The sequence below is a fragment of the Paracoccus sediminilitoris genome (assembly GCF_003259195.1).
Classification (GTDB): Bacteria; Pseudomonadota; Alphaproteobacteria; order Rhodobacterales; family Rhodobacteraceae; genus Paracoccus; species Paracoccus sediminilitoris.
The window spans coordinates 289,414-308,210 of record NZ_QJPK01000002.1; the positions used below are offsets into that span (position 1 = coordinate 289,414).

Annotated in this window: 20 protein-coding genes; 15 read left to right on the forward strand and 5 right to left on the reverse strand. The window is 67.1% G+C overall.

What is annotated here, in order from left to right; all coding sequences use genetic code 11:
- Window positions 1–66 precede the first annotated feature (66 nt).
- From DKT70_RS05305 to DKT70_RS05335, 7 genes are all read left to right on the forward strand, one after another.
- Window positions 67–1,011, forward strand: coding sequence for a KpsF/GutQ family sugar-phosphate isomerase (locus DKT70_RS05305; protein WP_111558154.1), 945 nt, complete (start codon window positions 67–69; stop codon window positions 1,009–1,011).
- Window positions 1,012–1,015: 4 nt separating this feature from the next.
- Entirely contained in the window at window positions 1,016–1,612 is a 597-nt protein-coding gene (locus DKT70_RS05310) for a hypothetical protein (protein ID WP_111558155.1), read from the forward strand.
- A gap of 21 nt (window positions 1,613–1,633) precedes the next feature.
- A complete protein-coding gene (gene lptA / locus DKT70_RS05315; protein ID WP_111558156.1) occupies window positions 1,634–2,110 on the forward strand; it encodes a lipopolysaccharide transport periplasmic protein LptA in 477 nt (158 codons plus the stop codon).
- Window positions 2,110–2,847, forward strand: a complete 738-nt coding sequence (gene lptB, locus DKT70_RS05320) for an LPS export ABC transporter ATP-binding protein (RefSeq protein ID WP_111558157.1) — start codon at window positions 2,110–2,112, stop codon at window positions 2,845–2,847. The genes lptA and lptB overlap by 1 nt, the downstream gene beginning before the upstream one ends.
- 199 nt (window positions 2,848–3,046) lie before the next feature.
- A complete protein-coding gene (gene hpf, locus DKT70_RS05325) occupies window positions 3,047–3,622 on the forward strand; it encodes a ribosome hibernation-promoting factor, HPF/YfiA family (protein ID WP_072296553.1) in 576 nt (191 codons plus the stop codon).
- A gap of 85 nt (window positions 3,623–3,707) precedes the next feature.
- Window positions 3,708–4,172: a PTS sugar transporter subunit IIA gene (locus DKT70_RS05330; protein ID WP_111558158.1), complete on the forward strand. Its 465-nt coding sequence runs from the start codon at window positions 3,708–3,710 to the stop codon at window positions 4,170–4,172.
- Window positions 4,173–4,234: 62 nt separating this feature from the next.
- Window positions 4,235–4,423, forward strand: coding sequence for a hypothetical protein (locus DKT70_RS05335; protein WP_111558159.1), 189 nt, complete (start codon window positions 4,235–4,237; stop codon window positions 4,421–4,423).
- An 83-nt stretch (window positions 4,424–4,506) separates the two neighbouring features.
- On the opposite strand, the gene DKT70_RS05340 is transcribed toward DKT70_RS05335, so the two are convergent.
- A complete protein-coding gene (locus DKT70_RS05340; RefSeq protein ID WP_111558229.1) occupies window positions 4,507–5,376 on the reverse strand; it encodes a branched-chain amino acid aminotransferase in 870 nt (289 codons plus the stop codon).
- 156 nt (window positions 5,377–5,532) lie between these two features.
- Between DKT70_RS05340 and DKT70_RS05345 the strand changes: the two genes are divergently transcribed.
- From DKT70_RS05345 to DKT70_RS05365, 5 genes are read left to right on the forward strand one after another with little or no spacing between them, the layout of a single operon-like run.
- The gene (locus DKT70_RS05345) at window positions 5,533–6,051 is read left to right on the forward strand and encodes a MarR family winged helix-turn-helix transcriptional regulator (RefSeq protein ID WP_233490429.1); all 519 of its coding nucleotides are present in this window, start codon (window positions 5,533–5,535) and stop codon (window positions 6,049–6,051) included.
- Window positions 6,052–6,064: 13 nt separating this feature from the next.
- Window positions 6,065–6,769 (forward strand): response regulator, encoded by a 705-nt coding sequence (locus DKT70_RS05350; protein WP_111558160.1) that lies wholly within the window; start codon window positions 6,065–6,067, stop codon window positions 6,767–6,769.
- 31 nt (window positions 6,770–6,800) lie between these two features.
- Entirely contained in the window at window positions 6,801–7,628 is an 828-nt protein-coding gene (locus DKT70_RS05355; RefSeq protein WP_111558231.1) for a uracil-DNA glycosylase, read from the forward strand.
- A gap of 56 nt (window positions 7,629–7,684) precedes the next feature.
- The gene (locus DKT70_RS05360) at window positions 7,685–9,025 is read left to right on the forward strand and encodes an efflux RND transporter periplasmic adaptor subunit (RefSeq protein WP_111558161.1); all 1,341 of its coding nucleotides are present in this window, start codon (window positions 7,685–7,687) and stop codon (window positions 9,023–9,025) included.
- Window positions 8,970–12,368, forward strand: coding sequence for an efflux RND transporter permease subunit (locus tag DKT70_RS05365; RefSeq protein WP_233490430.1), 3,399 nt, complete (start codon window positions 8,970–8,972; stop codon window positions 12,366–12,368). The genes DKT70_RS05360 and DKT70_RS05365 overlap by 56 nt, the downstream gene beginning before the upstream one ends.
- Here DKT70_RS05365 and DKT70_RS05370 read toward each other — a convergent pair.
- Complete coding sequence (locus tag DKT70_RS05370; RefSeq protein WP_111558162.1) at window positions 12,365–13,216, reverse strand: protein-disulfide reductase DsbD domain-containing protein; 852 nt, start codon at window positions 13,214–13,216, stop codon at window positions 12,365–12,367. The genes DKT70_RS05365 and DKT70_RS05370 overlap by 4 nt on opposite strands.
- A gap of 105 nt (window positions 13,217–13,321) precedes the next feature.
- On the opposite strand from DKT70_RS05370, the gene DKT70_RS05375 reads away from it, so the two are divergent.
- Window positions 13,322–13,927 (forward strand): YqgE/AlgH family protein, encoded by a 606-nt coding sequence (locus tag DKT70_RS05375; protein WP_111558163.1) that lies wholly within the window; start codon window positions 13,322–13,324, stop codon window positions 13,925–13,927.
- A 60-nt stretch (window positions 13,928–13,987) separates the two neighbouring features.
- On the opposite strand, the gene map is transcribed toward DKT70_RS05375, so the two are convergent.
- The gene (map, locus tag DKT70_RS05380; protein WP_111558164.1) at window positions 13,988–14,785 is read right to left on the reverse strand and encodes a type I methionyl aminopeptidase; all 798 of its coding nucleotides are present in this window, start codon (window positions 14,783–14,785) and stop codon (window positions 13,988–13,990) included.
- 109 nt (window positions 14,786–14,894) lie between these two features.
- Between map and DKT70_RS05385 the strand changes: the two genes are divergently transcribed.
- Together DKT70_RS05385 and DKT70_RS05390 are read left to right on the forward strand one after the other, a co-directional pair.
- Entirely contained in the window at window positions 14,895–15,635 is a 741-nt protein-coding gene (locus DKT70_RS05385) for a competence/damage-inducible protein A (RefSeq protein ID WP_111558165.1), read from the forward strand.
- Complete coding sequence (locus DKT70_RS05390; RefSeq protein WP_111558166.1) at window positions 15,635–16,354, forward strand: GNAT family N-acetyltransferase; 720 nt, start codon at window positions 15,635–15,637, stop codon at window positions 16,352–16,354. Before DKT70_RS05385 ends, DKT70_RS05390 begins: the two co-directional genes overlap by 1 nt.
- Here DKT70_RS05390 and kynA read toward each other — a convergent pair.
- Together kynA and DKT70_RS05400 are read right to left on the reverse strand one after the other, a co-directional pair.
- On the reverse strand, window positions 16,351–17,172 hold the full coding sequence (kynA, locus tag DKT70_RS05395; protein WP_111558167.1) for a tryptophan 2,3-dioxygenase: 822 nt from the start codon (window positions 17,170–17,172) through the stop codon (window positions 16,351–16,353). The genes DKT70_RS05390 and kynA overlap by 4 nt on opposite strands.
- Window positions 17,169–18,788, reverse strand: a complete 1,620-nt coding sequence (locus DKT70_RS05400) for an AMP-binding protein (protein ID WP_111558168.1) — start codon at window positions 18,786–18,788, stop codon at window positions 17,169–17,171. The genes kynA and DKT70_RS05400 overlap by 4 nt, the downstream gene beginning before the upstream one ends.
- Window positions 18,789–18,797: the final 9 nt, after the last annotated feature.

Consider the following 18,797-nt stretch of genomic DNA (forward strand, 5'->3'; position numbering starts at 1 on the left):
CTTGGGGCGGATCGCCGTGCATGCGGCGCGCGCCTTGGCCATTGGTGATCACTGCGGGGCGGACATATGGCTGATTACATCGAAACGGCACGACGCGTCATCCAGACCGAGATCGACGGCCTTGCCGCGCTGTCTCAGGGCCTGGACGACCGGTTCACCCGGGCGGTCGAGATGATGCTGGCCGTCAAGGGCCGGGTGATCGTGTCGGGCATGGGCAAGTCCGGCCATGTCGGGCGCAAGATCGCGGCGACCCTGGCCTCGACCGGGACACCCGCGCAATTCGTGCACCCCGCCGAGGCCAGCCACGGCGATCTGGGCATGGTGACGCGCGACGACCTGGCCCTGGTCCTGTCCAACAGCGGCGAAACGCCGGAGCTGGCCGACCTGATCGCCCATACCCGCCGCTTCGCGATCCCGCTGATCGGGGTGGCGGCACGGCCGCAATCCACGCTGATGCGGCAGGCGGATCTGGCGCTGGTGCTGCCCGCCGCCGCCGAGGCCTGCGGCAACGGCATCGTGCCCACCACATCGACGACCATGACGCTGGCTCTTGGCGATGCGCTGGCCATCGCGCTGATGGAACACCGCAAGTTCACCCCCGAACATTTTCGCACCTTCCACCCCGGCGGCAAACTGGGGGCGTTGCTGGCCAAGGTGGGCGATCTGATGCATCCCGACATGCCGCTGGTGGGTCAGGCCGCCCCCATGTCCGAGGCGCTGCTGGTCATCAGCCAGAAGGGTTACGGCGTCACCGGGGTTGTGGACGAGGCGGGCGCGCTGGTCGGCATCATCACCGACGGCGATTTGCGGCGTCACATGCAGGGCCTGCTGGATCTGGACGCGGCGGCGGTCATGACCCGTGCGCCGCGCACCATCGGCCCCGAGGCGCTGGCCGAGGCCGCGCTGGCACAGATGCAGGACCGCAAAATCACCTGCCTGTTCGCGGTGGCGGATGGCAGGCCGCAGGGCATCCTGCACATCCACGACTGCCTGCGGGCCGGGCTGGTCTGAGGCCATGAACCGCACCCGCATCGTCCGCTGGTTGCGCGTCCTGCTGCCGCTGGTGGCGCTGGCGATGCTGTCCACGATGTTCCTGCTGTCGCGCGGATCGGACAGCGAATCGCGCATCCCCTATGCCGAGGTCGATGCCGAGGCCGCCGCCCGCGAGGGGCGGATCGTCGGGCCGGAATACATGGGCGTGACCGAGGACGGGGTGCAGATGTCGCTGGCCGCCAGCAGCGTCGCGCCCGATGCCACGGCCGGGGGCGGCCGGGCGCAGGATCTGCGCCTTGACTGGCGGCGCCCCGACGGGGTCACCGCCGATCTGGTCGCGCCGTCGGGCGGGGCGGGCGAGGGCGTCGTCAGCCTGGAGGGCGGTGTCGTCATGTCGACCTCGACGGGGTGGCAGGTCCGCACCGACCGGATCGAGGCACAGACCGAACGTTCGGTGATCACCGCCGATCAGGGGATCGAGGCCGACGCCCCCTTTGGCACCCTCAGGGCGGACCGGATGCGTCTTGCGCCCGCGGGTGACGTCGATGCGGATGCGGGCGGCGACAAGCCCGCGATATTGAATTTCTCGGGCGGTGTCCGTCTGATATACCAGCCCTGACCTCTTGCAAGGAACGACCTCATGCTTCGCCCCCTGCTGACCGCCCTGGCATTGCTTGCCGCCCCCGCATCCGCGCAGAACGTCACCTTCGGCGGGATGAAGGCCGATGTCTCGGCCCCGGTCGAGGTGGCGTCCGACAACCTGACGGTCAACCAGACCGACGGCAGCGCCCTGTTCGAGGGCAATGTCGTGATCGGGCAGGGCGACATGCGCCTGTCCGCCGATCAGGTGACCGTCCAATATGCCGAAGGCGGGCAGAACCGCATCCAGTCGCTGACCGCCACCGGCAACGTCACCTTGGTCAGTGGCGAAGACGCCGCCGAGGCGCAGAAGGCCGTCTATGACGTCGAGGGCGGCAATGTTGTCCTGACGGGCGACGTGCTCCTCAGCCAGGGCCAGAATGTCCTCAGCGGCGACAAGGTCACGGTCGATCTGGCCACGGGGGCCGCGCAGGTCAATGGCCGCGTCCGGTCCGTCTTGCAGCCGGGCACGAACTGATGTCCGAGGCGGCCAAGGGGCTGGATGTCCGGAATCTGCGCAAATCCTATCGCAACCGTCTGGTGATCCGCGACGTCTCGGTCAGCCTGAACCGGGGCGAGGTCGTGGCCCTGCTGGGCCCGAACGGATCGGGCAAGACGACCTGCTTTTACTGCATCGCCGGGCTGGTCACGCCCGATGCGGGGCAGGTGGCGATCGACGGGCGTGACGCCACGCGCCTGCCGATGTTCCGCCGCGCCCGGATGGGCATCGGCTATCTGCCGCAGGAGATGTCGATCTTTCGCGGGCTGACGGTCGAACAGAACATCATGGCGGTCCTGGAGGTCGCGGTCGCCGATCCCCGTCACAGGCGCGACCGCCTTGAGGAACTGCTGGCCGATTTTTCCATCACCCACCTGCGCCATGCCTCGGCCATGGCGCTGTCGGGGGGCGAACGCAGGCGGGCGGAAATCGCGCGCTGCCTGGCCTCGGACCCCAGCTTCCTGCTGCTGGACGAACCTTTCGCGGGCGTCGATCCCATCGCCGTCGGAGAGATCCGCACCCTGGTCCATGCGCTGAAATCGCGCGGCATCGGCGTGTTGATCACCGACCACAACGTGCGCGAGACATTGGGCATCGTCGACCGGGCCTATATCCTGCATGATGGGCATGTGCTGATGTCGGGCAGCACCGATCAGATCGTGGCCGACCCGAAGGTGCGCCAAGTCTATCTGGGCGACGATTTCCGCATGTCCTGAACCGCGTCCAACGGCCCGTCCTGCATCGAAGAATCCTGATCACGCCCTTGTGGGACCCGTTGACAGATCCGGTCCGCTGTCACCAAATTGAATCATGCGGGCCGGACTGATGACATGGCCCGTGACACCCGTTCCCGCCGTCGCCGGCTGTTTTTGACGGGCCGACGCATGCAGGACGGGCAACCGGAGAGGAAATACGATGCGCTACACCATCAGCGGAAAACACATCGATGTCGGCGACGCCCTGACCACCCATGTCAAGACCGAGCTGGGCGAGACGATCGAAAAGTATTCGCAGCGGCCCACCGATGCGGCCGTGACCTTTTCCAAGGATGCCCACCAGTTCCTGTGTGATTCCGTCGTTCACCTGTCCACCGGGCTGAACGTGACCGCGCGTGGTGCCGCCACCGACATCTATGCCGCCTTCGAGGCCTGCCGCGAAAAGATGGACAAGCAGCTGCGCCGCTACAAGCGCCGCCTGAAGGATCACCACCAGCAGCGCGCCGAGCCTGTTGTCTTCGGACAGGCGGACAGTTATGTGCTGGCCGCCGACGAGGATGCATGGGAATCGCAGGACAGCGGTCTGCAGCCCATCATCATCGCCGAAATGGAATCGCGCGTGCCGACCCTGTCGGTCGGTGATGCCGTGATGCAGATGGAGCTGTCGGGAACCCCGCTTCTGGTGTTCCGCAACGAGAAACATGGCGGCGTCAACGTCGTCCATCGCCGCGACGACGGCAATGTGGGATGGATCGATCCTCGCGGGAATGGCTGACGCCTGCCGCGTTGTGACGCTTGAATGACTGGGGTGCCCCCGACATGCCGTTCGGGGGCGCACAGCATGGGAAAGACACTGGACAATGCAACTGAGTGAAATCCTCCGACCCGGGGCTGTCCGTTCATTGGGGCAGATCACCTCGAAGAAACGGCTGTTTCAGGAGCTGGCCGATCTGGCGCAGGTCGAATACGGGCTTGTCGCATCGGAGGTGCTGGATGCGCTGCAGGAACGGGAGAGCCTGGGGCCGACCGGCGTGGGCCAGGGTGTCGCCCTGCCGCATGCGCGGCTGCACGGGCTGGACAAGGTTGCGGGCATGTTTCTGAGGCTTGAAAAGCCCTTGGATTTCGATGCCGTCGACCGCCAGCCGGTCGATCTGGTCTTTGCCTTGCTGGCCCCCGAAAGCAGCGGCGTGGATCACCTCAAGGCGCTGGCGCTGGTGTCGCGGACGCTGCGCGACACGGACCTGCGGGCCAAGCTGCGGGCCAATGACGATCCGGTGGCGCTGCATGCCGTTCTGGCCGCGGCACAGGGCATCAAGGCCGCCTGAGGGTCGACGGGGGCTTTGAAAATGGCCGAATTGGTCCTATGGTGGTCCGCAGGAGGGCCACCATGACCAAGCATATCGCCGATCAACCCCGCATGCAGGGCACGGCCCGCATGCGCGAATTCCTCAGGCAGGACCGCATCGACAAGCTGCATCCCGCCATCCGCAGCCTGCACAGCCAGCCCAAGTCGCGCGATCCGCGCAGCCGCAAGGCCACCGAATACGCCCGCATCGAGCGGGGCCATCTGACCTGAACCGATGCCAATCCACGCGATAAGGCCGCACCCGAGGGATGCGGCCTTATCTTCGTCGGTCGGTCCTTCGTCAGTTGGTCGGATCAGGCGCGGACCAGCGCCTCATAGCTTTCGGCCACGTCGCGGGTGATCTGGCCGACCTGGAAATGCCAGTCGCCGATCTGGCCCACCGGGGTAACCTCGGCGGCGGTGCCGGTCAGCCAGCATTCGTTGAAGCTTTCCAGCTCCTCGGGCAGGATGCGTCGTTCGTGGACGGTGTAGCCCTTGTCCTTCAGCATCTGGATGACGGTCTGGCGCGTGATGCCGTTCAGGAAACGGTCTGCCATGGGCGTGTGGATCTCACCGTCCTTGACGAAGAAGATGTTGGCGCCGGTCGCTTCGGCCACGTAACCCTCCCAGTCCATGAACAGCGCGTCGGAACAGCCCTTGGCTTCGGCGGCGTGCTTGGACATGGTGCAGATCATATAAAGACCCGCGGCCTTGGCGGCCGTCGGGATGGTCTCGGGGCTGGGACGCTTCCATTTGGCGACGTCCAGTTTCGCACCCTGCCACTTGGCATCGCCGTAATAGCTGCCCCATTCCCATGCGGCGACCGCCATGCAGACGGGGTTGCGCGCAGCCGACACGCCCATGTCGGGCCCCGACCCGCGCCATGCGACGACGCGCACATAGGCGTTCTCGAACCCGTTGGCCTTCAGCACGGCCTCCTTGGCGGCGTCGATCTCCTCGGCGCTATAGGGGATGGGCATGTCCAGAAGTCTGCCCGATTCGATCAGGCGCAGGGAATGTTCATGGCTCTTGAAAATCTTGCCGTCATAGCACCGCTCACCCTCGAAGACCGAGGAGGCGTAATGCATCGCATGCGTCAGGATATGCACGTTTGCGTCGCGCCAGTCGACCATTTCTCCGTTCATCCAGATCTTGCCGTCGCGATCGTCGTAAGCCGCCGTCATGTCTTTCTCCATCCGCCGCCCGATTTTACGATTCTTGCGTATGTCAGGGCGGATTTGGCATGTTTGTTACGCAAGACGGTTGACGGCTAGCAATCACCGGATAGAAAGTCAACAAGACTGCCCTATGGCGGCGATCAACAGGACAGGATGGAACGGATGCAGGACAAAGCGCGGGTTCAGACCATGATGGGCGAGGATCTGCTGTTTCTGACCGACGACCAGCTGCGTCGCGGGATCGAGGCGATGTTCTTTGCCTATCGCGCCTTCACCGCCGATCCCGACATCATCCTGGCCGACATGGATTACGGGCGGGCCCATCACCGGGCGCTGCATTTCATCAACCGCGATCCGGGGCTGACGGTGACATCGCTGCTGGCGGTGCTGGGCGTGACCAAGCAGTCGCTGAACCGGGTGCTGCGGACGTTGATCGAAGACGGGCTGGTCGACAGCCGCATCGGACGGCGCGACCGGCGCGAACGCCAGCTGTATCTGACCGCCGCCGGCACCGCGCTGGAACGCCGCCTGACCGAGGCGCAGCGCGCCCGGATGCGCCTGGCCTATCGCACGGCCGGTCCGCAGGCGGTGGCGGGTTTCCGACAGGTGCTGGAAGCGATGATGGACCCCGAGACGCGGTCGCAGTATCAGGCGCTGAAGGATCTTCCCGAAGACCGCTGACAGCCGAGGCCCCATGACCGCACCCGATGCCCATCTGCTGATCGTCGACGATGATGAACGCATCCGTGCGCTGCTGGCCCGTTTCCTGCGCAAGAACGGCTTCATGGTCAGCATGGCCCGCGATGCCGCGCAGGCGCGTCGCCTGCTGGCGGGGCTGGAATTCGACATGATCGTGCTGGACGTGATGATGCCGGGCGAAGACGGCCTGGCCCTGACGCGCGATCTGCGCACCCGCATTCAGACGCCCATCCTGCTGTTGACCGCCAGGGGCGAGATCGAGGACCGCATCACCGGGCTTGAAAGCGGCGCGGATGATTATCTGGCCAAGCCCTTCGAGCCGCGCGAATTGCTGCTGCGCATCGGGGCCATCCTGCGCCGCGTTCCCGCCGCCGAGGTTGTCCAGCCCAAGTTCCTGACGCTTGGCCAGCTGCGCTATGACACCGAAAAAGGCGAATTGTGGCAGGGTGACACGCCTATGCGCCTGACCGGCACTGAGGCCGCCCTGCTGCGCCGACTGGCCGCCAGCCGCGGCCAGCCCGTCAGCCGCGCCGACCTGATTGAGGATCTGGGCCGCGGCAACGGTGACGAGGCCGAGGGCGGCGAACGCGCCATCGACGTCCAGATGACCCGCCTGCGCCGCAAGATCGAACCCGATCCGCGCGAACCGCGCTTTCTGCAGACGGTTCGCGGCACGGGCTACATGCTGGTGGTGGACTAGTCCGGTCCTTGGCCCTAGCTTGCGGCCTGTGATGGACGGGGCAACATATCAGGGAATCGCGCTGGACGGCGACACCGCCTTGGCGTTGCTGGAATGGCAGATCGAGATGGGTGCGGATGTGCCCGTCATGGACGAACCCATCGACCGGTTCGAACTGCCCGCCCGCGTGGCCGCCCCCGACCTGCCGCCGATCGCCGTCCAGGCCCCCGCCGCCGCACCCGCCCTGCCGGGGCTGGAGGATGACCGGGCCGAGCGTCTGGCCCAGGCCGAGGCGCTGGCCGCCAGCGCCACGTCGCTGGCCGACCTGGCCCGGATTCAGGAAGGGTTCGACGGGATCGAGCTGAAGAAGGGCGCGCGGAACTTCTGCTTTGCGGATGGCAATCCCGCGGGCCGTATCCTGATCCTGGGCGAGGCGCCCGGCGACGAGGAAGACCGCCAGGGCCGTCCCTTCGTGGGGCGTGCGGGGCGGCTGCTGGACCAGATGTTCGGGGCCATCGGCATGGCCCGCGACGCCACGGATGCGGAACGCGCGATCTATATCACCAACGTCCTGCCATGGCATCCGCCCGGCAATCGCGACCCTCATGCCGATGAAATCCTCGTGAGTTTGCCCTTCGTGCGGCGCCATATCCAGCTGGTCGATCCCGATATCATCGTGCTGCTGGGCAACGTCGCCTGCCAGGCGGCGCTGGAAAAGCGCGGCATCCTGCGGCTGCGGGGTCAGTGGACACAGGCTTTCGGGCGTCCGGCGCTGCCGATGACGCACCCGGCCTATCTGCTGCGCAACCCTGCCGCCAAGCGCGAGGCATGGGCGGACCTTCTGTCGCTGGCGGCGCGGCTGGAATCGCTTTCCGTTTAGGTTCCGTTTCCCCATCATGGGTTATCCGGACCGCCCGAGATATGGACCTTTGACGCATGCGCTTCATGACCCGCGGCCTGATGGGGCTGTTCCTGACTTTCCTGACCGTGGCGCTGCTGTTTCTGGCGGCATTTCTGCTGTGGCAGGCATCGCGACCCGTCGAGGATGACGCAGGGGCCGAACGGCAGGCGTCGGAACAGGTCTATGCGGCGCGTCTGGTGACGGTCACGCCGGGGCCGGTGCAGCCGCAATTGCAGGTCTATGGCAGCATCCAGTCACGGCGCGAACTGCAATTGCGGGCCGGTGCCTCAGGGCGGGTCGTGGAACTGGCCGAGGCCCTGCAAGAGGGCGGAACGGTTGCCAAGGGTCAGCTGCTGGCCCGCATCGATCCGGCCCCGGCACAGGCGGCGCTGGACAGCGGGCAGGCCGAACGCGACGATGCCGAAGGGCGGCTGGCGGATGCCCGCCGCGCCGTCCTGATCGCCGGAGAGGACCTGGCCGCCGCCGAACGCCAGGCCGAACTGCGCGAGGCCGCCGTCACCCGCCAGCAGGAATTGTCGGGGCGGGGGCTGGGCACCAGCCTTGACCGGGAAACGGCGGAACTGGCGGCCTCGACGGCGGAACAGGCGGTGATCAGCCGCCGCGCCGCGCTGGCCGATGCCGAAAGCGCCGTCACCGCCGCCGAAAACGCCCTTCGCCGGTCCGAGATCGCGCTGTCCGAGGCGCGTCGCGAGCTGGCCGATACCGAATTGCGCGCGGGTTTTGATGGCCGCGTGACCGATGTGACGGTCGTGCAGGGCGGGCTGGTCAGCCTGAGCGAACAGATCGCCACCATCATCGACCCCGACGCGCTGGAGGTGCAGATCCCGCTGTCGCTGGACCAGTTCGCGCGGCTGGTCGAGACCGACGGCCGGCTTGGCGCGCATCAGGTCACCGTGCTGCTGGATGGCAGCGCGGGTCAGCTGACCGCCCGGGCTGAACTGGACCGGGCCGCCGCATCCGTGGCCGAGGGCAGCGCCGGGCGCATCGTCTTTGCCCGCATTACCGAAGGGGGCGGCGCGTTGCGGCCGGGCGATTTCGTCCGCACCCATGTCACCGAACCCATGCTGGAAGACGCCGCCCTGATCCCCGCCACCGCCGTCGGGGCCGACGGTGCCGTGCTGGCGGCGGGCGATGAGGGGCGGCTGCGGGCCATTCCCGTGACCGTCCTGCGGCGCCAGGGCGACGACATCATCATCCGCGTGCCGCCGGACCTGGCGGGCGGACGGATCGTCGCCGAACGCGCGCCGCAGCTGGGCATCGGCATCCGCATCCGCGACGCCGAAGCCCCCGAGGAGATTCTTGACCCGCAGGCCGATCGTCGCGCCCAAGGCGCCCTGGGTGCCGGACGTGGCTAGGTCGCGCGGCATCCTGTCGCTGTTCGTCCGTCACCGGACGCTGGCCAACCTGGTGCTGGCCGTGATGGTCGTGGCGGGGCTTTATTCCGCGCCGCGCCTGCGGGCGCAGTTCTTTCCCGACACGGTGGTCCAGCAGATCGATGTGACGGTTCGGTGGGACGGGGCGGGGGCCGATGATGTCGACCGATCCGTGGTGGGCGTGCTGGAACCCGCGCTGATGGGCGTCGAGGGGGTCGAGCTGACCGAAAGCCGGGCGACCCAAGGTGCGGCCCGGCTGCGGCTGGAATTCGAGCCGGGCTGGGACATGTCGCGTGCCGCAGCCGAGGTGGACACCGCCATCAGCGCCGCGGGCGACCTGCCCGACGGCGCCGAGGAACCCGAGATCACCCGTCGCGCATGGCGCGATTCCGTGGCCGACGTGGTCATTTCCGGACCCGTCGGTCTGGCCCAGCTGGGCCGCATCGCCGATGACCTGTCCAACAGGCTTTACGAGCGCGGCGTGACGCGCATCTCGACGGCGGGGCTGTCGGCGCCCGAAACGCTGGTCCAGCTGAACATGGCCGACCTGATCCGCCACGACCTGACCATGGAGGAGGTCGCGGGCGTCATCGGCGCCGCTGCCGCCGCGACCCCCGCGGGCGATATCGCGTCCGGCACCGCGCGGGTGCGCACTGGCACCGAAACCCGCGATCCGGCGGCGGTGGCGGCGCTGGTCCTGAAGGCGCTGCCGGACGGCACCCAATTGACCGTCGGCGACGTGGCGCAGGTCACCGACAGCGGCATCGATCGCGACATGGCCTATTTCGTGAATGGCGATCCCGCCGTCACCATCGCCGTCCAGCGCAGCGCGACGGGAGATGCCATCGGCATGCAGCGGCAGGTCGAGGAAGCCGTCGCCCAGATGGCCCCCACCCTGCCGCAGGGCGTCGGCATCGAACTGGTGCGGGCGCGGGCCGAACTGATCTCGGCCCGGCTGGACCTGCTGCTGGACAACGCGATGCTGGGGCTGGCGCTGGTGCTGGGCCTGCTGTTCCTGTTCCTGAACGCGCGCACGGCCATCTGGGTGGCGGCGGGCATTCCGGCATCGCTGCTGGCGGCGGTGGCGCTGATGTATGCGGCGGGCATGACGATCAACATGATCTCGCTTTTCGCGCTGATTCTGACATTGGGGATCATCGTCGACGACGCGATCGTGGTGGGAGAACATGCCGATTACCGGGCCCGCAAGCTGGGCGAACCGCCGATGATCGCCGCCGAACGCGCCGCGATCCGCATGGCTGCGCCGGTGGTGTCATCGACGCTGACGACCGTCATCGCCTTTGCGGGTCTGGTGCTGATCGGTGGGCGTTTCGGGCGGCTGGTGGGGGATATTCCGCTGACGGTGATCATGGTGCTGGCGGCATCGCTGATCGAATGTTTCCTGATCCTGCCCAACCACATGGCGCATGCGCTGGCCCATACCGCCAAGGACCGCTGGTACGACCGCCCCTCGAAACTGGTGAACCGCTGGCTGGATCGCTTTGTTGGCGGGGTCATGCGGCCAGTGACGCGTTTTGTATTGGGCTGGCGCTATCCGGTCTTGGCGATGGTGGTCGTGGGGCTGTCATGGTCGGCGGCGACGCTGATGTCGGGGCAGGTGCCGTGGCGCTTTTTCGACGCGCCTGAGCAGGGCAGCGTAGCGGGTAATTTCGCCATGCTGCCCGGGTCCGACCGCGACGACACGCTGCGGGTCATGGGCTTGGTCCAGCAGGCGGTCGAGGGCGTCGCCAGCGAATACCAGCAGGAATACGAGCTGAATCCCGTGACCCATGTGATGACCATGGTCGGCGGCAATGCGGGTCGTCCCCTGCCAGGCGCCGAAACCAAGGACGAGGACCTTCTGGGCGCCGTTCAGCTGGAACTGATCGATCCCGATTACCGCCCCTATTCCAGCTTTGAATTCGTCCAGGCCCTGCAAGAGGCCATGCCGACCGATCCCCGGCTGGAAACCATCAGCTTTCGCGGGTCGCGGTCGGGGCCGGGGGGTGATGCCATTTCGGTCCGGATGACCGGCGCCGATGCCGGTCAGCTGAAATCCGCGGCCGAGGCCCTGAAGCAGCGCCTGTCGCAATTCCCCGAGGTGTCCGCGCTGGAAGACAGCATGGATTACGACAAGGACGAACTGGCGCTGAACCTGACCCCGCAGGGCGAGGCGCTTGGCTTTACCACCCAAGGGCTGGCGCGCGAATTGCGCCAGCGCCTTGGCGGGATCGAGGCCGCGACCTTTCCCGTCGGCACCCGCACCGGTGCCATCACCGTCGAACTGCCCGAGGATGACCGGCGCGGCGATTTCCTGGACAGCATGCTGATGCGGACCGCATCGGGCCGATGGGTGCCCCTGTCCGATATCGTGACCGTCACCACCGAGGCCGGTTTTTCCGTCGTCCGGCGTGAAAACGGCGAAAGGATGATCCTGGTCACCGGCGACATTTCCGGGGACGATCCGGCGCGGGCGGCGCAGATCACCCAGAACCTGCAGCAGAGCCTGCTGCCTGCCATCGCGGCGGAATACGGCGTCCTCTACGATCTGACCGGCCTGTCGGAACAGGAAAACGAATTCCTGTCGGATGCCCTGACGGGCTTTGCGCTGGCGCTGACCGGCATCTACATGGTGCTGGCCTGGATCTTTTCCAGCTGGACGCGGCCGATGGTGGTCATGTCGGTCATTCCCTTCGGGCTGATCGGCGCGGTCTGGGGACATGCGGCCTGGCAATTGCCGCTGAGCATGTTTTCCATCGTCGGGCTGATCGGCATGTCGGGGATCATCATCAACGATTCCATCGTGCTGATTTCCACCATCGATGAATATGCCGCCGAACGCGGGTTGCGCCCCGCGATCATGGATGCCGTCGCCGACCGGTTCCGCCCCGTGTTGCTGACCACGGCCACCACCGTGCTGGGCCTTGCGCCGCTGCTTTACGAACGGTCGTCGCAGGCGCTGTTCCTCAAGCCGACGGTGGTGACGCTGGCCTATGGCCTGGCCTTCGGGATGGTGCTGGTGCTGCTGGTCGTGCCGGCGGTGCTGGCCATCGGGGCCGATATCGGCGGGGCGGTGCGGGGGTTCCGCCGCGCGCTGTCCACGTCGCGGGCGCCCCGGATGCGCCGCGCGATGCGGGCGGGGGCGATGGGCGCGGGCCTGGCCTTTGCCGTGACCCTGTTGCCGGTGATGGCGGTGCAGGGGGCGGGGGCATCCCTGCCGGCATGGTGGCCCATTGCGGGCCTGGGCGTGGCGATGGGGGTCTATCTGCTGCTGCTGGCGCTGATCATGGCGGGGGCGGCGGTGATGCTGCGCCGCACGGCCTAATCGCGCCGGTCGCAGCCATGGGTTTCATACCCCGTGGGGGTGGTTTCGGGATCGACGATCATCGTGACCCGCAGGTCGTCTGTATCAACATCGAAGGGTTCGCCCGAGGGGGCGACCATTTCGACCGTGGCCCGATTGTCCGCCCCGATCTGCGCCGACGAGATCCAGATGTCGGGCTGGTCGGGCAGCTCGATCGCGGCCATGCCTGTTCGGTCGACGGGCAGATCGACCGCAAGGCGCATGCCGTCCTGCAGCGCGGTCACGCGGCAGGCGGGGCGGGCGTCCAGCACCTGTGATTGCGCCTGCAGCGCCGCCTTGATCTGCGGATCGGGATCGGTACCCGCGGGCGGCGCGACAAGCGTCAGCCGGGCAGGAACGCAGATGGCTTCGCACAAGCCGATCTCGATCTGGCTCTTGATGGTGATGGGGTCGTCCGGATCGGTTGCATGGGCCGTGAAGGGCAGGACCAGCCGGTCGTGATAGCCCAGGTCCAGCTGATCGCCCGACCGGATCGCCTGGGGGGTGGGCCAGTGGAAGGACACGTCCCGCAGGTTTTCCGACCCCTGCCATTCGAAAAGCGGCGGCAGGCCGGTATCGCCCGGCGACCGCCAATAGGTCTTCCACCCCGGTTCCAGCCGCAGTTCCAGCGCCATCATCCGGTCGCCACCCGGCAGGGACCATCCCGGCAACAGCTGCGCCGAAACCAGCCCCGGCGGCAGTTCGGCAGATGTTTCGGGCACCTGCGCCCCGTCGGACCGCCAAGCCGATGCCGTCAATGTCTGTTGGGCGGCTGCGATGCCGGTGGTCAGGGCCAGGACGGCGGTCGCCAGAAGGGGGATGCGTGTCATGCTCCAGACCTAGCGGGCGGGGGGCGGGGCTGGAAAGTCACAAATGCGCGCGAACCTTGCAAGATCGCATCCCAGCCCCGATCTTGAAGGACAAAAGGAGACCAGATGAGCATTACCCCCGAATCCTCGCCCCAGACAGAAACGGCCAACGCGAACCTGACCGGCAAGATCCTGATCGCCATGCCCGGCATGACCGATCAGCGTTTTGAAAGATCGGTCGTGCTGGTCTGCGCCCATTCCGATGACGGCGCGATGGGGCTGGTGCTGAACCATCCCCTGCCCGAGATCAATTTCGGCGAATTGCTGGAACAGTTGGGCATCGAGGTCGAGGAGAATGCCCGACAGGTCCAGATCCGCTTTGGCGGTCCGGTCGAACCCGGACGCGGCTTCGTGCTGCACAAGGTCGCCGAACACGGAACGGACCCTGAAGGCCGGATGCGCATCGGCCATGCGCTGGCCATGACCACCACGCGCGACATCCTGGAGGATCTGGCGCAGGGGCAGGGGCCGGAACCGGCGGTTCTGGCGCTTGGCTATGCCGGGTGGGGCCCGGGCCAGCTGGAATCCGAGATGCTGGCCAATGGCTGGCTGACGGGTGACAGCGCCGAAGACCTGATCTTTGACGACGCGAATGACGACAAGTGGCAGCGGGCGCTGCGGGCTCAGGGTATCGACCCGTCGCTGCTGTCCGCAGCGTCCGGGCGCGCCTGAGGGCGTGGGGGGGGGCGACAGGACCGCCCCCCGCATGCGTCGTTCAAGGGTCGCGCGGCATCAGCCCAGGTCGGGGAAGAACCGGTCCGAAGGCGTGAAGATCTCGAACCCGTTGGCGGTCACGCCAATCGAATGTTCGAACTGCGCCGACAGCGACTTGTCGCGCGTGACGGCGGTCCAGTCATCGGCCAGGACCTTGGTTTCGGGACGGCCCAGGTTGATCATTGGTTCGATGGTGAAGAACATGCCCTCCTCCAGCACAGGGCCTTTGCCCGCGCGGCCGAAATGCAGCACGTTCGGTGGCGCGTGGAAGACCCGCCCGATCCCGTGGCCGCAGAAATCGCGCACGACCGACATGCGCTGCCCCTCGGCATAGGTCTGGATGGCCGCGCCGATATCGCCGAAGGTGGCGCCGGGGCGCACGACCTCGATGCCCTTCATCAGCGCGTCATGGGTGACCTTCAGCAGGCGCTGTGCCTTCAGGGGCGCCTTGCCCGCGACATACATGCGGCTGGTGTCGCCGAACCAGCCGTCCACGATCACCGTCACGTCGATATTGGCGATGTCGCCTTCCTTCAGCACCTTGTCGCCGGGAATGCCGTGGCAGACGACGTGGTTCACGCTGATGCAGCTGGCATGCTGGTATCCGCGATACCCGATGGTGGCGGAGGTGGCGCCCAGTTCGGTGATCCGGTTGCGGATGAAATCGTCCAGAACGGACGTGGCGACGCCGGGTTCGACCAGCGGCCCGACCTCGTCCAGGATCTGCGCGGCAAGCGCACCCGCCTTGTGCATGCCTGCGGAATCCTCGGGCATGTGGATGCGGATACCTTCCTTGGTGATGCGGCTGTCGTCCATCGCTGATCCTTTCTTCATTCCTGCTAGATAGATGGCCGAGGCCACTTGTTCCAGCCCTTCCCACGGGCATAGAAGGATGCATCACGTTTCAAGCCAAGGGGCAGCGCAGATGCAGTCGGACAACCCTACCGCCGCGATTCTGGTCATCGGGGATGAGATCCTGTCGGGCCGTACCCGCGAAGGCAATGCCCACCACTTGGCACAGGTTCTGACGGCGACCGGGTTCGACCTGCGCGAAATCCGCGTGGTGTCCGACGATCACGACAGCATCGTCGGCGCGATCCGGGAATACGACAAGTCGCTTGGCGGCAAATACGACCTGCTGTTCACCTCGGGCGGGATCGGGCCGACGCATGACGACATCACCGCCGATGCCGTCGCCGACGCCCATGGCACCACTGTCGAGATCCACCCCGTCGCGCGCGCCATCCTGCAGGAACGCTGCGACCGCATGGGGACAGAGCTGACGGAAAACCGCCTGCGCATGGCCCGCATTCCGGTGGGCGCGACGCTGATCGACAATTCGGTGTCGGGCGCGCCGGGCTTTTCCATCGGCTGCACCCATGTGATGGCCGGCGTGCCGGAAGTGTTTCGCGGCATGGTCGCCTGGCTGGTCCCGAACCTGCCCGGCGGCCGCCCCGTGCAATCCCTGACCATCGAGGTGCGCCGCGGCGAAAGCGACGTGGCAGAAGACCTCAAGGCCGTGGCCGCCGATTTTGCCGATCTGTCGCTGGGGTCCTATCCCTTCCGCGACGACACGGGTTGGGGCACGAACCTGGTGGTGCGGGGCTTGGATCAGGCCCGTGTCGCGGCGGGCATGTCGGCCCTGCAGGCGCGGCTGTCGCTCTGATGGGGCGGCCCGATGCGGATCTGGCCCACGCCTTCGAGGCCACCTGGCCCGCCGCCGAAACCGTCCGCTGCGGCGGGTTGCTGGTCGGGCGGGGGCTTGGGGCCGGCGGGCGCGTCAGTTCCGGGATGGCCGATGGCCCTTGGACGCCCGGCGATCTGGACGCCGCCTGCACCCAGCATGCCGCATGGGGCCAGCGCCCGCTGTTTCGCGCCTGGGATGACGACCACGACCTGATCGCCGAACTGACCGCCCGTGGGTTTGCGACCGAAATCCCGACGCTGGTCATGTCCGCCCCCGTGGCGTTGCTGACCGACCGGACCCTGCCGCCCGTGATGACCTTTGCGCTTTGGCCGCCTATGGCGATCCAGCGCCAGATCTGGGGAGCGGGCAACATCAACCCCGCGCGGCAGGCGGTAATGGACCGCGTGCCCCATCCCAAGGCCGCCATTCTTGGCCGCATCCAGGACCGCGCAGCGGGCAGCGCCTTCGTGGCGGCGCACGGGCCGGTGGCCATGGTCCACGGGGTCGAGGTTCTGCCCCCTTTCCGCCGCCACGGCCTTGCCGGCTGGATGATGCGGCAGGCGGCCTTCTGGGCCGCCGAACAGGGCGCGACCCGGATCGGGCTGGCGGTCAGCCGCGCCAATGCAGTGGCGCAGGCGACCTATGCCACCTTGGGGTTTTCGGTGGCGGGCAGCTATGCCTATTACGGGCGGGACTAAAGCTCGGTCCGCAATTCCCACAGGTCGGGATAAAGCACCACGTCCAGCATCCGCCGCAGATAGCTGACGCCCGATGTGCCGCCCGATCCGCGCTTGAAGCCGATGACCCGTTCGACCGTGGTGACGTGGTTGAAGCGCCAGCGGCGGAAGTAATCCTCGAAGTCGACCAGTTTCTCGGCCAGCTCGTACAGCTCCCAGTATTGCGCCGGATCGCGATAGACCTGCGCCCATGCGGCGCGGGCGGTGGGGTCGGGCTGGTGGGGGCGGTCCAGTTCGGTCCGTGCGGCCACGTTGAAGCCCGCCGCGCGCAGCCGGTCCAGAACGTGATCGTAGAGCGACGGTCGCGCGGCCTCGGCGCGCAGGGCCTGGGCCAGTTCGGGGCGGTGTTCATGCGGGCCGATCATCGCCATGTTGCGGTTCCCGGCCACGAATTCGATCATCCGGTACTGGAAGGACTGAAAGCCGCTGCTTTCCACCAGCGAAGGGCGGAATTCGGTGTATTCACTGGGCGTCATGGTGCGCAGCACGTCCCACGCGCTGTTCAGCTGTTCCATGATCCGCGACACGCGCGACAGCATCTTGAAGGCTGGTCGCAGGTCGCCCGCGGCGATCCGGTCGCGGGCGGCCGACATTTCATGCAGGGCCAGCTTCATCCAGAGTTCGCTGGTCTGGTGCTGGATGATGAACAGCATCTCGTCATGGGCGTCGGAACGCGGGTGCTGGGCGGACAGGATGGCATCCAGCCCCAGATAGTCGCCATAGGACATTCGCCCGTCAAAGGACATGCGTGCGCCTTCGGACGCGGGATCATAGGTCATTGCTTCAGCCTGAATCGTTGGATCTTGCCCGTCTGGGTCTTGGGCAGCGCGTCGCAGAAGACCACGCTGCGCGGGTATTTGAAGGGGGCGATGCTGTCCTTGACGTGCCGCTGTAACCGTTCGACCGTGGCCTGGTCGGCGGCGACGCCTTCGGTCAGCACGACATGGGCCTGCACGATCTGGCCGCGATCGGGGTCGGGAATGCCGATCACTGCACATTCGGACACGTCGGGATGGGACAGCAACGCGGCTTCGACATCGGGACCGGCGATGTTGTAGCCCGCCGAGACGATGATGTCGTCGCAGCGCGCCGCGAAATGGAAGCGCCCGTCGTCATCCTGCCAGAAGGTGTCGCCGGTCAGGTTCCAGCCGTCCAGCACATAGTCGCCCTGTCGCGGGTCGTCCAGGTATCGGCAGCCGGTCGGGCCGATGACGGCCAGGCGCCCCATCTCGCCGCGCGGGACCTCGGCGCCGTCATCGCCGATGATGCGGGCGCGATAGCCCTGGACGGGGCGGCCCGTGCAGCCGGGATGGCTGTCGTCCAGGCGGTTGGTCAGGAAGATGTGCAGCATCTCGGTCGCGCCGATGCCGTCCAGCATGGGCTTGCCGGTGCGGTCGTGCCAATCCTGCCAGACGGGGGCGGGCAGGGTCTCGCCCGCGCTGACGGCGACGCGCAGGCTGGACAGATCGGCCCCTTGGTCCATCGCCCGCAGCATGACCCGATAGGCGGTCGGCGCGGTGAAGCAGATGGTGGCGCGGTGATCCTGGATGATCTGGACCATGTTCGGCGGCGATGCGTTTTCCAGCAGCACCGCGCTGGCCCCGAAGCGCAGCGGAAAGACCGCCAGACCGCCCAGGCCGAAGGTGAAGGCCAAGGGCGGGCTGCCCACGAAGATGTCGTCGGGGGTGACGCCCAGAACCTCGCGCGCATAGCCGTCGGCGATGATCAGCAGGTCGCGGTGGAAATGCATGGTGGCCTTGGGTTCGCCCGTCGACCCCGAGGTCATGCCGAGCAGCGCTACGTCGTCGCGCCCGGTCCGCACCGCATCGAAACGCACCGGCTTGGTCAGGGCCGCGCGGTCCAGTTCGGCGTCGTGATTAGCGGTGCCGTCGAAGCCGATCACCGTGTTCAGCACCGATGACGCCTTGGCGGTCGTGACCAGCTCCTCCATCAGGCGGGTGTCGCACAGCGCGAATTCCACCTGCGCCTTGTCGACGATCTGGCCCAACTCCTTGGCGCGCAGCATCGGCATGGTGTTCACCACCACCGCCCCCGCCTTGGTCGCGGCCAGCCAGCAGGCGACCATCGCGGGGTTGTTGGCCGACCGGATCAGCACGCGGTTGCCGGGCCTGACGCCGTAATCGCTGACCAGCGCATGGGCCAGGCGGTTCGTCCAGTCGGACAGCTCCTTGTAGGTGCGCGCCCGCCCGTTGCCGACCAGCGCGATCCGGTCGCCAAAGCCGCGTTCGACCATGCGGTCGGTCAGTTCGGCCCCGACGTTCAGCCAGTCGGGATAGTCGTATCCCGACAGGTCGATCACGGGCCAAGCCGCAGCGGGTGGCAGGTGGTCGCGCGTAAAGCTGTCCTGATGTCCGCTTGGTCCTAATGCTGGCATGGTGATCCC

Bases quoted from the DNA above. Each gene is read 5' to 3' on its own strand.
- DKT70_RS05375 (WP_111558163.1), top strand. From the start codon at position 13,322: ATGAGCATTACCCCCGAATCCTCGCCCCAGACAGAAACGGCCAACGCG.
- DKT70_RS05330 (WP_111558158.1), top strand. From the start codon at position 3,708: ATGCAACTGAGTGAAATCCTCCGACCCGGGGCTGTCCGTTCATTGGGG.
- lptA (WP_111558156.1), top strand. From the start codon at position 1,634: ATGCTTCGCCCCCTGCTGACCGCCCTGGCATTGCTTGCCGCCCCCGCA.
- DKT70_RS05400 (WP_111558168.1), bottom strand. From the start codon at position 18,788: ATGCCAGCATTAGGACCAAGCGGACATCAGGACAGCTTTACGCGCGAC.
- map (WP_111558164.1), bottom strand. From the start codon at position 14,785: ATGGACGACAGCCGCATCACCAAGGAAGGTATCCGCATCCACATGCCC.
- lptB (WP_111558157.1), top strand. From the start codon at position 2,110: ATGTCCGAGGCGGCCAAGGGGCTGGATGTCCGGAATCTGCGCAAATCC.
- hpf (WP_072296553.1), top strand. From the start codon at position 3,047: ATGCGCTACACCATCAGCGGAAAACACATCGATGTCGGCGACGCCCTG.
- DKT70_RS05360 (WP_111558161.1), top strand. From the start codon at position 7,685: ATGCGCTTCATGACCCGCGGCCTGATGGGGCTGTTCCTGACTTTCCTG.
- DKT70_RS05345 (WP_233490429.1), top strand. From the start codon at position 5,533: ATGCAGGACAAAGCGCGGGTTCAGACCATGATGGGCGAGGATCTGCTG.
- DKT70_RS05385 (WP_111558165.1), top strand. From the start codon at position 14,895: ATGCAGTCGGACAACCCTACCGCCGCGATTCTGGTCATCGGGGATGAG.
- DKT70_RS05350 (WP_111558160.1), top strand. From the start codon at position 6,065: ATGACCGCACCCGATGCCCATCTGCTGATCGTCGACGATGATGAACGC.
- DKT70_RS05355 (WP_111558231.1), top strand. From the start codon at position 6,801: ATGGACGGGGCAACATATCAGGGAATCGCGCTGGACGGCGACACCGCC.
- kynA (WP_111558167.1), bottom strand. From the start codon at position 17,172: ATGACCTATGATCCCGCGTCCGAAGGCGCACGCATGTCCTTTGACGGG.
- DKT70_RS05310 (WP_111558155.1), top strand. From the start codon at position 1,016: ATGAACCGCACCCGCATCGTCCGCTGGTTGCGCGTCCTGCTGCCGCTG.
- DKT70_RS05370 (WP_111558162.1), bottom strand. From the start codon at position 13,216: ATGACACGCATCCCCCTTCTGGCGACCGCCGTCCTGGCCCTGACCACC.
- DKT70_RS05305 (WP_111558154.1), top strand. From the start codon at position 67: ATGGCTGATTACATCGAAACGGCACGACGCGTCATCCAGACCGAGATC.
- DKT70_RS05340 (WP_111558229.1), bottom strand. From the start codon at position 5,376: ATGACGGCGGCTTACGACGATCGCGACGGCAAGATCTGGATGAACGGA.
- DKT70_RS05335 (WP_111558159.1), top strand. From the start codon at position 4,235: ATGACCAAGCATATCGCCGATCAACCCCGCATGCAGGGCACGGCCCGC.
- DKT70_RS05390 (WP_111558166.1), top strand. From the start codon at position 15,635: ATGGGGCGGCCCGATGCGGATCTGGCCCACGCCTTCGAGGCCACCTGG.